The organism is Arthrobacter sp. PvP103 (genome assembly GCF_017833075.1).
In the GTDB taxonomy this organism is placed as follows: domain Bacteria; phylum Actinomycetota; class Actinomycetes; order Actinomycetales; family Micrococcaceae; genus Arthrobacter.
On record NZ_JAFIBQ010000001.1, the window covers coordinates 588,344 to 600,454 of the forward strand.

The window sequence follows — 12,111 nt, forward strand, 5'->3', positions numbered from 1 at the left end:
TGCAAATGCATGTAAATCGGTTACACTGGTACAAGACCCGGAGCAGTTCGGAAAACGGAGAGGCACACCATGCAGATCGGCGTATTCAGCGTCAGTGACATCACCACTGATCCCACCACGGGGCACACGCCCACGGAACACGAGCGCATCAAAGCGTCAGTGGCGATTGCCAAGAAGGTCGAAGAGATCGGTATGGACGTCTACGCCATTGGCGAGCACCACAACCGCCCCTTCTTCTCCTCCTCCCCCACCACCACACTGGCCTACATCGCGGCGCAGACGGAACGAATCATCCTGTCCACCGCTACCACCCTGATCACCACCAACGACCCCGTAAAGATCGCCGAAGACTTTGCGATGCTGCAGCACCTGGCGGACGGCCGCGTGGACCTGGTGATGGGCCGCGGCAACACGGCCCCGGTCTACCCTTGGTTCGGCAAGAACATCCAGGACGGCATCGAACTGGCCATCGAGAACTACAGCCTGCTGCGCCGGCTCTGGGACGAGGACACCGTGAACTGGTCGGGCAAGCACCGCACGCCGCTGCAGAACTTCACCTCAACCCCGCGCCCGCTCGACGGCGTGGCCCCCTTCGTCTGGCATGGCTCCATTCGCACGCCGCAGATCGCCGAAGTGGCCGCGTACTACGGCGACGGCTTCTTCGCCAACAACATCTTCTGGCCCAAGGAGCACTACCAGCAGCTGATCGGTCTCTACCGCGAACGCTACGAGCACTACGGCCACGGCAAGGCAGACCAGGCCATCGTCGGCCTCGGCGGCCAGTTCTTCATGCGGAAGAACTCCCAGGACGCAGTCAAGGAGTTCCGCCCGTACTTCGATAACGCCCCGGTCTACGGCCACGGCCCCTCGCTGGAGGACTTCACCTCGCAGACCCCGCTGACGGTCGGCAGCCCGCAGGAAGTCATCGAAAAGACCCTCACCTTCCGCGAGTACTTCGGCGACTACCAGCGCCAGCTGTTCCTGATCGACCACGCCGGCCTGCCCCTGAAGACCGTGCTGGAGCAGCTGGACCTGTTCGGCGAGGAGGTCCTGCCGGTACTGCGCAGGGAGTATGCCGCCCTCACCCCCGCCCACGTGCCGGAACCGCCCACCCATGCCGGCCGGGTGGCAGCCCGGATGGCTGCCCAGGTGCAGGAGGACTCACTCACCAAGCCCACGGCACAGGACGCGTGATGCCCGCGCAGCCGGGCGAGTCGCCCGTACGGCTCGCCGCCGAAACCTGGGAGTCGCTGTTCCGCGCCCAGGTGGCGGTGATGCGGAAGCTTCAGTCGGGCCCTGCTTTCAAAGCACTGGCCGTCAACGAATACGACGTCCTGTTCACGCTCTCACGCTGCCCTTCCGGCTGGCTGCGCCTGAACGAGCTCAATGACAACGTACTCCTCAGCCAGTCCAGCCTCAGCAGGCTGGTGGAGAGGCTGGAGAAGCGCGGTCTCGTGGAGCGCATGCCGGCACCCCAGGACGGACGCGGTGTCCTCCTGAAACTGACGGATGCCGGCCGGGACCTGCAGAAGCAGATCGGCCGCGAGCACGTTCGTGACATCTCCGCGCTGATGACACCGGCGCTGACCGCCAGCGAACAGCGCGAACTGTTGCGGCTAACGGAAAAGCTGCGCGGGTCCGTGTCAGGGCGCTAGGCGTCAGGAAATCGCGACGAGCTTCGCGGGGTCTTCCCGGGGCAGCTCCCCGTCCACCACTGCGGTGACGCGGAGCTCCCTCAGGGACAGGCTTCCGCCTACCGTGGACAGGAACGCCGTGTCCGAGGAGTCCCGGCCGGCGGTGATCCTCAGCATGCTCTCCCGAGGGGCGAGCCCGGTGGGATCGATGACGTACCAGGCTCCGTTAATGTAGGCCTCGGCCACGGCATGGAAATCCATCGGGCTGAGCCCTGGTGCATAGACCGCCACCAGCCTCGCGGGAACGTCCTTGGAGCGCAGCAGCGAAATGGCCAGGTGTGCGAAGTCGCGGCACACGCCGCGCCGGTGCAGGAGCGTCTCCACCGCGCCGTCGGTGCCGCGCGAGGATCCGCTGACGTAGCGGAGCTCGCTGAAAACCCAGTTGCGGACGGCGTGCAGGAGCTCCTCGCCCTGGAGGCCGCCGAATTCGGCATAGGCCGTAGGCAACAGCCGGTCAGACTCCGCGTAGCGGCTGGGCCGGACGTAGCGGATCAGTTCCATCAGGTTGGGCTCTTCCGGAACCGCCAGCCCGGAAACAGTGGCCGTGTAGTCAACGGTCACCTCGGTGGGTTCCGCGAACTCCATGTAATGGAATCGGCCGCCGTGGTGGTCGGAAAGTTCGGTCACCGGCACCTGGTCCTCCCCGGAGGTCACCGACATAGTTTCTACGAGCGACGAATAGCCCGCATTCCGTGCGACGGCGACCGCCAGTGCGACTTTGGTTTCGGCTGCGGTCTTGAAGACGAGCCGGGCGGCCACGCTGCGTTCCATGTATCTCCGGGGTGTGAGGTAGTTGCAGAACAGTACCCGGCGCCGGCCGGTTGGGTTTACGGGCGGGCGGCGGGACTAACTTTTGATCTTCAGAGACATTAGCATCCGCTGGACATTCGCGAATTCAGAGCCCTCGTTGACGTACTTGGCCGCCTGGTCCAGAGTATCGAAGGCCTTGGCAGGCGCCACTTTCTCATCCGTGGCCAGCGCTTTGAGCGCGGCGAGGTCACCGAACGAGACATCCCCCTTGCCCTCCGGACCGCGAACAATGTTCTGCAGGGCGCAGGCCCTGCCGTCGCTTCCTCCCACCACGTTGGTGATGCCGTAGGAACCGAAGTACCTGTAGCCCTGGATCACACGGAAGACCACGTGCGGCGCAATCAGACCGTCTCCTTCGCGGTGCGGCAGGTCCACCGGAACACTGCTGACCACCACGTACGGCTTTCGGGCCGCTTCCTGGCAGGCGGCAGCCGACGGCGATGGCAGGCCGGTCTGCAGCGTCGCCAGATACCCTCCCCTGGCATCCTTGACTTCGATCTTGATGGCCCCCGGAAGGGTCCCCTGGTCGGGCGTGACGGACTGCGCTATCCAGTCCTGCGGCAGTTCAAAGCTGACGTTCTTGGTGGAATCCGAGAAGACCTTCCACGCCGCTGCCGTCGCTCCGGCGGAGGCGGATTCCGTACCCGTTGAGGAAGGTTGCGCTCCGGTGTCCCCGGCGCCGGGAGTTGCCACTGGGGACGAGGCCGGGGAGGTGCCCGCCGTCGTCGGGCTTTCCGTTGGACTGACGCCCGCCGTCCAGGCGGGTTCCCCCTTGCCCTCGCCGCTGCAACCGGACATCACCACGGCTGCGACGATGAACGCCGCCCCCAAACGCGCCCTGCGGGCTCCTGCCTTCCTTGTCATGACGCAAGCGTAGCCGCGCCGCCGCCGCAGTCGCTGCGTTCCGGGCGGAGTGTTGGCCGGACGGGGTTTCCCGTCCGTAAAGAGGACTACGCTGGGGACATGGTGGAACAGCACTTTGACACGGAGCAGGACAGCGTAGCGGACATCTCGGCCCTGGATATCGCCGACTGGAGGATCCGGACGTTCGCCATGTACCAGAACGTCCGGAGAATAGCCGTGGACAGTCCCGCTGAGGCCCACTCGTATTGGCGCCAGGAACGCGACCGGATGTTCGGCACCCACCCGGCATCCGCGCTGACGGCGGAAGCAAAATCCACCTTCAGCGGCCTCCGGACAGCTGACTACGACCCCATTTACCGGTTCCACGTTCCCCTGACAATGGAGGGCGCCGGCCGGGAGATGAATGTTGAGACGGGGACCGACGGCGTTGTCAGGTTCGTACGACTGGGTACCTTCGACCTGCCGGAGATGGGCCAATTGGCCGTCTGGAAGTTGCACGGCTACGGCGGCGGCATCTTCGTGCCCTTCCGGGACGCGACCGCGGGACAGCCCGGCGGCAGTTACGGTGCCGGACGGTACCTGCTGGACACGATCAAGGGAGCCTTCCACGGCGTCCAGGGGTCAGGGCCCGACGCCGAATTCATCCTGGACTTCAATTTCGCGTACAACCCGTCCTGCGCCTACAACGAAGCCTGGGCCTGCCCGCTGGCGGGACCATCCAACCGGCTTGCAGTGGAGATCCCGGTCGGCGAACTGTACTGACCGACCTCCCCCGGAGCAGCCCGGCCGACACACTCGGCTTCGCCGCCGGACAGGACATAGGATGTCATGATGACCGCCATCCAACCGCGCCGAATTGCCCGGGTCCGTCCGCACTCCCCCGCCTCCGAGCTTGAACAGTTCTTCGTGGCCAATGACGCCCACGACTTTGGCAGCGACACGGGAAAGCTCTGGACGGTCATCGACAGTCCCTTCCCCGGCTCCCTGGCGAACGCCGGAGCCGCTCCGCGGGCAGGCTGGCAGCAGGGCTCCACTGTCCACGAGGACTCATTCATCTTCCTCGCACCCAGCGTTCCAGCCAATGTCCTGGGCATGGCCCACAACACGGGACAGGCCGGCCGGGACCTTCCTCCCCAGGCCTTCCACAAGGCAGCCACCAGCGTGGTGGGACCGGGCGACGCCATAGAACTCGCGCCGGGAGTGGGGCACGTGGACCCGGAAGCCGAATTGACCATCGTGATCGGGCGCAAGGCCCGAGGGCTGACGCTGGAGAATGCGCGGGGGGCCGTCCTTGGTTTCACCATCGGCAACGACGTCACGGCCAGGGAGCTGCAGAAATCCGACGAGCTGTGGATCAGCGCGAAGAGCCAGGACACGTTCACGCCGGCGGGACCGTGGATCGTGACAGGCCTGGATACTGCCGCACTTTCGATCGGCATCGTGCATAACGGCAGTGAACTCCGGGCTGCCAGCTCGGCGGACCTCGGCTGGAAGGTTGACGAAATCCTGGTCTACCTGACGTCCTTCATGACGCTCCACCCCGGAGATCTGGTCCTCACGGGATTTCCTGCCGAAAGCGCGCGGCTGCACCCCGGGGACACCGTGACCTGCCGCGTACAGGGAATCGGCGAACTGACGAACCCGGTCAGCGACGCCGCCTGACGGAATATGCCGGCGTCGTGTGGCAGGCTTGAGCGATGGAATCACCTGCTGCGCCCGCCGTCCCGCTGACGCAACAGTCCGGTTCCGCCACTGCCGCACGGCGCCCTCCGGCGACGAAGCACTACCGTGGCATGCTTCGCTTTCCCGCCGTCCGGCAGCTCCTCCGGTTCACCGGCGTGGGCATCGTGTGCACATTGACCTCACTTGCCCTGTACGCCCTGCTCCGGCCCTGGCTGGGGTCCCAGCTGGCCAATGCTGCAGCGCTGATCATTACCTCGGTGATGAACACGGCCCTGAACCGGCGGCTCACGTTCAAGATCGCCGGGCCCGGGAAGATGGGCAGGGATCACCTAAGCGGTCTGGTGGTCATCGTCATTGCGCTTGTGATCACCGGCGGCAGCCTCGGCGTGCTGCACTGGCTCAACCCGGATGCCACCATGTCGGATGAGCTATGGACCACCACGCTGTCCGGGTTCCTGGCGACCGCCGTACGCTTCGCGCTCCTGAGGCACTGGATCTTCCGCCGCGCACGGCACCGCTGACGCGGCATCCCTGACGGCGCGGTGTCGCGCGCCTAGCGGATACCGAGCGTCAGCACACTGCCCACGGCGTTCCTGACGGCTGTTGCGGCTTCGTGCAGTTCCGCCGCCGTCACTGCGGCATCAAAGCTGAACCGGACAGCGGTCTGGGCGACTTCGGACGGAATGCCCATGGCCAGGAGCACCGGCGAGGCGGCGTCGGACCCAGCGGCGCAAGCCGATCCGCTGGAGCACACCACGCCTTGCCGTTCCAGTTCAAGAAGCACTGATTCGCCGCTGGTTCCAGGGAAGCAAAACGAAGCCACCGACGGCAGCCGCTCCAGCGGGTGGCCGGTCAGCTGCGCGCCCGGAACGCCGGCAAGGACCTCACGGATGAATGCGTCCCGCAGCGCGGCCACCTGCTCCGGATCGGGGTGGACCAACGACAGTGCGGTGCCCAAGGCCACGGCGCCGGCAACATTCTCTGTCCCTGAGCGGCGGCCGCGTTCCTGCCCGCCGCCGTGGAGCAGGGGCTCAACGCGGGTGCGGCTCCGCACGAACAGGGCCCCGTTCCCTTTCGGCGCCCCGAGTTTGTGCCCGGAAATGCTCATGGCGTCCACGCCCAGCATCTTCGTGTCCAGCGGCAGCCAGCCCGCAGCCTGGACGGCATCGGTGTGGAACGGAATCCCCAGTTCCCGGGCCAGGCCGGCCAGCTGCCCGATGGGCTGGACGGTGCCCACCTCATTGTTGGCGTACATGACGCTGACCAGCGCGGTTTCCGGGCGCAGGACAGCCGCCAAGGCGTCCGGCGTCACCTGCCCGAAGCCGTCCACCGGGACGATATCAACGGTGAACCCGTGGAAGCGTTCGAGATAGCGCGCAGATTCCTCCACCGCGGGATGTTCGACGGCGCTGATCACCACGCGGCTGAGGGCCGGGTCCGCAGCCTGCCGTGCCAGGGCGATGCCCTTCACGGCGAGGTTGTCCGCCTCGGTGCCGCCGGACGTGAACGTGATCTCGGCCGGACGGCAGTTCAGCGCCTTGGAGGTGGCTGTGCGGGCAGCTGCGAGGGCCGCGGCGGCGGACTCGCCGAGCGTGTGGTGGCTCGACGGGTTGCCGAATTCGCCGGTGAGGTAGGGCCACATGGCTTCCAGTACTTCGCGGCGGACCGGCGTGGTGGCCGCTGCGTCCAGGAAGATCATTGCCGTTCAGCCCACCGTCAGTTCAACGTCCAGGCCCAGGTCAAGGGCGATGACGCTGTGGGTGAGGCCGCCGATGGAAATGACGTCCACACCCGTGGCAGCGATCGCTGCCACGGTCCCGAGGCTGACGTTGCCGCTGGCTTCCACCCGTGCCCGCCCGTCCACCAGGGCCACGCCGGCAGCCAGTTCCTCGAGCGTGAAGTTATCCAGCATGATGGTGTCCACTCCGGCGGCGAGAACAGGTTCCACCTGCTCCATCCGGTCCACTTCAACCTCGAAGTGGGTGGTGTGGCCGAGCCGGGCCCTGGCTGCCTTGAGCACAGCCGTGAGTTTCGCCGGGTCCCCTCCGGTGATGACCGCCAGGTGGTTGTCCTTGGCCAGCACGGCGTCGGACAGGCTGAAGCGGTGGTTGGCGCCGCCGCCGCAGCGAACGGCATAGCGCTCCAGCACACGCAGGCCCGGCGTCGTCTTCCGCGTGTCGGTGATCCGGGCTTTGGTTCCCTGGACGAGGTCCACGAATTCGGCCGTCCTGGTAGCGATCGCACTCAGCCGCTGGACGAGGTTCAGTGCCACGCGCTCCGCCAGGAGCACCGCCCGGGCGTTGCCGGTAACCCTCGCCAGCGTCGCGCCCGCGCCGAACCGTTCGCCGTCCGCTACCAGCAGCTCGACGACGGCGTCCGGGTCCGTGAGCTTCATGGCCGCGGCGAACACGGCTCCTCCGCTCAGGACTCCCGGCACCCGGGCGTTCAGCACCGCCGTCGCGCGTGCCTCCGCCGGGATGAGGACCTGCGAGGTGATGTCGCCGTAGGGGGCGTCCTCGGCGAGCGCAGCGCGCAGCACTTCCTGCACAGCGGTTTCGGGAAGGCTGCCGGTCAGTTCAACGCCCGTCGGGGCAGTCGATTCGGGGGCTGTCGTTTCCTGGGCAGTGGCGGTCATGAGGAAATCCTTTGCATGGAATGGGTATGGGCTGGGGCATGGTCCGTATCCGCCCGGTAGTGGGCGCCCACGGAGGCAGTCCGGTTCCGGGCGGCCTCCACGAGTAGCCGGGCGGCCAGCAGCAGGTTGCGGTCCTCATGCCCGCGGGGATCGTTTCCTTCCGGGCCGCCGGGCCAGTCCGCCCACCGGGCAAGCTGCGCGGCCGCGGCATCGAGTTCAGGACCTGTGCGCAGCACCCCGGCAGCACTAGTCATCAGCCGCCCCAGAGCGTCCCGGGAAAACGGCCCGGGATCAGGCACAGTCATCACAACACCTTCGGGCGCAACCGGTGATATTTTCGGAGCGGCACCCAAGGCTGCGTGCCCGCCGTCGTTCGAGGGTGTTCCGGAAGCGTGCGTCAAGGGGAGGCCGCCAGCGGCCGAGACAGCACGCGGAGGAACAGCGTCGCACGACGCCGCAGGCCAGTCACTCGACGGTTCCCCGCCAAGGAAGGACTCAACGGCGCGCCGCCCGAAGACAAGCCCTTCGAGCAGAGAATTGCTGGCGAGCCTGTTGGCGCCCTGGGCGCCGGTGCAGGCCACCTCGCCCGCTGCGTAAAGTCCCGGGACAGTGGTCCGCCCGTCCACGTCGGTTACCACTCCGCCCATCCAGTAATGGGCGGCCGGAGACACCGGCAGCGGTTCAGCGGTCCAGTCGAAGCCTGCTGCTGCCGTGGCGGCGGAGATCGTGGGGAACCGCCGTGCCAGGAAACCGGAACCCCTGGCCGCTTCAATGCCCCGGGCGTCGAGGAACACCGGGCTGTCCGCCGGTGCGCCGCTCCGGACCAGATGCAGCGCGATGCTGCGGGAGACGACGTCGCGCGGCGCGAGTTCCGCGTCGGGATGATAGTCCGGCATGAAACGGTGGCCGTTGGCATCCAGCAGCACCGCGCCTTCGCCGCGGACTGCTTCAGACACCAGCAGGGGCGGCGGGCCCCCTGCTGTCTCCGGCATAGCCATGGTGGTGGGGTGGAACTGGAAGAATTCGAGGTGGTCCACGGCGGCGCCGGCACGCCAGGCAAGCGCCAGCCCGTCCGCCGTGGCAACCGAAGGGTTGCTGGTGCGTGCGAAGATCCTGCCCGCGCCGCCGGTGGCGAGCAGCACGCCCGCCGCCTTCAGGCTCTTGAGTTCGCCGTTCTGCAGGTAGTTCACGCCGCTCACCCGGCCGTCCGTCGTCCTCAGTTCCGTGACGAAAGCCCCTGTTTCCAGACGAAGCCGGCCGGACACTGCACGTTCCAGGACGGCGGCGATCAGGCCGCGGGCAATGCGGGCGCCGGTGGCGTCGCCGCCGGCATGCAGGATGCGTGGCGCGGAGTGGGCGGCCTCCAGCCCCAGGGCGGTGTCCCCCTGCGCGTCGGCGTCGAAAATGACTCCGTATCGGCGCAGCCCGGCAATGTCCCGCACTGCCTCCGTGCAGAGGATCCGCACGGCTTCGAGGTTATTCAGGCCCGCACCGGCCGCCAGCGTGTCGGCGACATGCGCATCCACAGTGTCGCCGGAGGCGGCTTCGCCGGGTTCCAGCACGGCCGACACTCCACCCTGCGCGTAGAACGTGTTGCTGTGCTCCAACTGCCCCTTGCTCAGCAGGACCACGTCCGCCGCAGAGCCACCCTCGGCGTCGGCCGCCAGCAGCGCTGCGTAGAGCCCGGCAATTCCGCTGCCCACCACCACGAGGCGGCGGCGCTGCATCACAACTTCAAGCGTGCCGTTGCCCGCCGCACGGGCCGTGGTCACGGCCGCGCCGCCAGCATCCGCTCAAGGGCCACGCGCGCCGGGGCGGCGACGTCGTCATCCACGGTGATGCGGTTCAGGGTTTCACCGTTGACCAGCGCCTCCAGCACCCACGCGAGGTAGCCCGGGTGGATCCGGTACATGGTGGAACACGGGCAAATCACGGGGTCCAGGCAGAAGATGGTGTGCTGGGGGTACTCCGCGGCGAGCCGGTTGACCATGTTGATCTCGGTGCCGATGGCAAACGTGGTCGGTTCCGTGGCCGCCGCGATGGCCTTCCTGATGAAGTCGGTGGATCCGGCGGAATCGGCGGCGTCCACAACTTCCATGGGGCACTCTGGGTGCACGATCACGTTGACGCCCGGGAATTCGACGCGGGCCTTCTCGATCTGCCCTACGTTGAAGCGTTTGTGCACCGAGCAAAAGCCGTGCCAGAGAATCACGCGGGAATCGAGCAGGGTCTGTTCGTCATTGCCTCCGAGGTCCTTGCGCGGATTCCACATGGGCATCTGCTCCATCGGCACGCCCATGGCCTTGGCGGTGTTGCGGCCCAGGTGCTGGTCCGGGAAGAAGAGGACCCGCTGGCCGCGCTGGAAGGCCCATTCGAGAACCGTGGCGGCATTGGAGGACGTGCAGACGATGCCGCCGTTCTCGCCACAGAAGCCCTTGAGGGCGGCGGAGGAGTTCATGTAGGTGACCGGGATGACCGGAACCCGGCCGTCGGCGTCAGGCTCGGTGCCGAAGAGTTCCTCAAGCTGCTCCCAGCACTCGGTGACGGAATCGATGTCCGCCATGTCCGCCATGGAGCAGCCCGCGGCGAGGTTCGGCAGGATGACCGCCTGGTCCGACTTGGACAGGATGTCCGCGGTCTCGGCCATGAAGTGGACTCCGCAGAAGATGATGGCCTCGGCGTCGGGCCTGGTGAGCGCGGCGTTGGCCAGCTGGAAGGAGTCGCCCACGAAGTCGGCGTATTCAATGACCTCGTCCCGCTGGTAGAAGTGCCCCAGGATGACGGCCTTGTCCCCGAGTGCAGCTTTGGCCGCCCGGATACGGGCGTCCAGTTCGGCGTCGCTGGCCTTCTTGTATTCCTCCGGCAACTGGCCCTGGCGCGGCGTGGCGGCGGGGGCGACGTCGGCGCTTGAGGCGCCCGGACCGTAGGCGGGCACACCGGCGAGGGCTTCGGCGAGATCGTAGTCCCACGGCCCGCGGGCCAGTGCGGGGCTGCAGGTGGCGGCGGCCGTGGCGGTTCCTGCCGCAATGCCTGCGGCCCGCTGTTCGGCCTGTTCGCGAGTGATCAACTGGATTGCCGTGTTGACGCTGCTCATGGTGTGCTCCTGTTATCTGGGTCAAGGCCGGGGCGGCCGGTAAAGCGGTAGAGGCGGGGAGGTCGGTGTTTTCCGCCCTGCAGGTATTCGCCGGTTTCTTCGATTTCCGGCGTGGACTTGAGCTGGCGGCGGAAGTTTGCCGGGTCCAGCTCACGGTCAAGGACGGCTTCGTAGACCTCCCGGACCTGGGCCAGGGTGAAGTACTCCCCCAGCAGGTGGTAGGCAACCGAACCATAGGCCAGCTTGTTCCGCAGGCGCCCGAGGGCGTAGTCCACGATCGCGTTGTGGTCGAAGGCCAGGTCTCCCAGGCGGTCCGCGCGGAACCACCGGACGTTTTCGGACTCGTCGGCGAGCGCGGCTTCCGTGGGCTGGACCAGCGCCCAGTACACGATGGACACCACGCGCTGGGTCGGGGAGCGGTGGAGGCCGCCGAAGGCGTAGAGCTGCTCCAGGTAATTGGGGGCAAGCCCCGTGGTTTCCCGCAGGTTCCGGGACGCCGCATCCTGGAGGGATTCGGCGTGGGTCAGCGGACCTCCGGGCAGCGCCCATAGGTCCTTGAACGGCTCACGAATGCGGCGCACCAGCGGGAGCCACAGCGTGGGACGTCCGGACGTCTCGCTGGGACGGAGGGCGAAGATCACCGTGGAAATAGCGAGCGACGGCGGCGCCGATTGCCGCTCGGCAACGTTGGCAGAGCTCGTATACACAGCGGTTCACCCCGCTTTCCTCGCGCCTGGCGGCGCTTCTGGGCTTCGACCGGCGTCCCCTTCCGGGGCGCTTCGGCTAGTTATAGTCAACATGACTAGAACTAATGGTACGACTGCCGGGCTCCCAGGCAAAATGCTTCAGGTCACATTGCGGCAGCGGCCTCGAGCAACGGCAGGGTTCGGCCCTGGAAGTGGGTGTTCAGCACAATCACGGACGAGGACCGCAACACCGTCTTGGTGGCGATCATGGCGTCCAGAACCCGCTGCAGGTCAGGGTTGGACCGAGCCACGATCCGTGCCATCAGGTCCGAACTGCCGGAAACGGTGTGGATTTCCGTAAGTTCGGGAATGCGGGCCAGCGCTTCGACCACCGCGTCATGGCCCAGGTCCTGGTTGATGGTGAGCGAACAGAACGCCACCACGGGGTAGCCGAAGCGGGACGGGTCCGGCTGGGGTACCCAGGAACCGATAACCCCGCCGGCGGTCATCCGATCCAACCGGGACTGGACCGTGGCGCGGGCAATCTTCAGGACCCGCGAGGCTTCGAGCACCGATGCCCTGGGTGAATCCGTGAAGAATCGGACAATTTTGGCATCCAGCGCGTCCACGTTCATCGATTTTCCT

General features: G+C 66.8%; 13 protein-coding genes. 5 read left to right on the top strand and 8 right to left on the bottom strand.

Annotated features, from left to right (window positions below; genetic code table 11):
- Positions 1-69: 69 nt before the first annotated feature.
- Both JOE41_RS02745 and JOE41_RS02750 read left to right on the top strand, forming a co-directional pair.
- Complete coding sequence (locus JOE41_RS02745) at positions 70-1,194, top strand: LLM class flavin-dependent oxidoreductase (protein ID WP_209750752.1); 1,125 nt, start codon at positions 70-72, stop codon at positions 1,192-1,194.
- Positions 1,194-1,655 (top strand): MarR family winged helix-turn-helix transcriptional regulator, encoded by a 462-nt coding sequence (locus JOE41_RS02750; RefSeq protein ID WP_011692393.1) that lies wholly within the window; start codon positions 1,194-1,196, stop codon positions 1,653-1,655. Before JOE41_RS02745 ends, JOE41_RS02750 begins: the two co-directional genes overlap by 1 nt.
- 3 nt (positions 1,656-1,658) lie before the next feature.
- Here JOE41_RS02750 and JOE41_RS02755 read toward each other — a convergent pair whose 3' ends face one another.
- Both JOE41_RS02755 and JOE41_RS02760 read right to left on the bottom strand, forming a co-directional pair.
- Positions 1,659-2,465, bottom strand: coding sequence for a transglutaminase family protein (locus tag JOE41_RS02755; RefSeq protein WP_011692394.1), 807 nt, complete (start codon positions 2,463-2,465; stop codon positions 1,659-1,661).
- A 75-nt stretch (positions 2,466-2,540) separates the two neighbouring features.
- Positions 2,541-3,368 (bottom strand): hypothetical protein, encoded by an 828-nt coding sequence (locus JOE41_RS02760; RefSeq protein ID WP_209750753.1) that lies wholly within the window; start codon positions 3,366-3,368, stop codon positions 2,541-2,543.
- 99 nt (positions 3,369-3,467) lie between these two features.
- Between JOE41_RS02760 and JOE41_RS02765 the strand changes: the two genes are divergently transcribed.
- The 3 genes from JOE41_RS02765 (at position 3,468) to JOE41_RS02775 (ending at position 5,572) form a co-directional block, all read left to right on the top strand.
- Positions 3,468-4,130, top strand: coding sequence for a DUF1684 domain-containing protein (locus tag JOE41_RS02765; RefSeq protein WP_011692395.1), 663 nt, complete (start codon positions 3,468-3,470; stop codon positions 4,128-4,130).
- Between the two features lie 69 nt (positions 4,131-4,199).
- On the top strand, positions 4,200-5,030 hold the full coding sequence (locus JOE41_RS02770; RefSeq protein WP_043430800.1) for a fumarylacetoacetate hydrolase family protein: 831 nt from the start codon (positions 4,200-4,202) through the stop codon (positions 5,028-5,030).
- Positions 5,031-5,065: 35 nt separating this feature from the next.
- Positions 5,066-5,572, top strand: coding sequence for a GtrA family protein (locus tag JOE41_RS02775; RefSeq protein ID WP_011692397.1), 507 nt, complete (start codon positions 5,066-5,068; stop codon positions 5,570-5,572).
- A 32-nt stretch (positions 5,573-5,604) separates the two neighbouring features.
- Here JOE41_RS02775 and JOE41_RS02780 read toward each other — a convergent pair whose 3' ends face one another.
- The 6 genes from JOE41_RS02780 to JOE41_RS02805 form a co-directional block, all read right to left on the bottom strand.
- Complete coding sequence (locus JOE41_RS02780; RefSeq protein WP_209750755.1) at positions 5,605-6,750, bottom strand: cysteine desulfurase family protein; 1,146 nt, start codon at positions 6,748-6,750, stop codon at positions 5,605-5,607.
- A gap of 6 nt (positions 6,751-6,756) precedes the next feature.
- On the bottom strand, positions 6,757-7,686 hold the full coding sequence (gene nadC, locus JOE41_RS02785; protein WP_011692399.1) for a carboxylating nicotinate-nucleotide diphosphorylase: 930 nt from the start codon (positions 7,684-7,686) through the stop codon (positions 6,757-6,759).
- Positions 7,683-9,413: an L-aspartate oxidase gene (locus tag JOE41_RS02790; protein WP_209753513.1), complete on the bottom strand. Its 1,731-nt coding sequence runs from the start codon at positions 9,411-9,413 to the stop codon at positions 7,683-7,685. Before JOE41_RS02790 ends, nadC begins: the two co-directional genes overlap by 4 nt.
- A 41-nt stretch (positions 9,414-9,454) precedes the next feature.
- A complete protein-coding gene (gene nadA / locus JOE41_RS02795) occupies positions 9,455-10,780 on the bottom strand; it encodes a quinolinate synthase NadA (RefSeq protein WP_209750757.1) in 1,326 nt (441 codons plus the stop codon).
- Positions 10,777-11,487, bottom strand: a complete 711-nt coding sequence (locus JOE41_RS02800) for an NUDIX domain-containing protein (RefSeq protein ID WP_011692402.1) — start codon at positions 11,485-11,487, stop codon at positions 10,777-10,779. Before JOE41_RS02800 ends, nadA begins: the two co-directional genes overlap by 4 nt.
- A 143-nt stretch (positions 11,488-11,630) precedes the next feature.
- Positions 11,631-12,101: an Lrp/AsnC family transcriptional regulator gene (locus tag JOE41_RS02805; RefSeq protein ID WP_011692403.1), complete on the bottom strand. Its 471-nt coding sequence runs from the start codon at positions 12,099-12,101 to the stop codon at positions 11,631-11,633.
- Between the last annotated feature and the right edge of the window lie 10 nt (positions 12,102-12,111).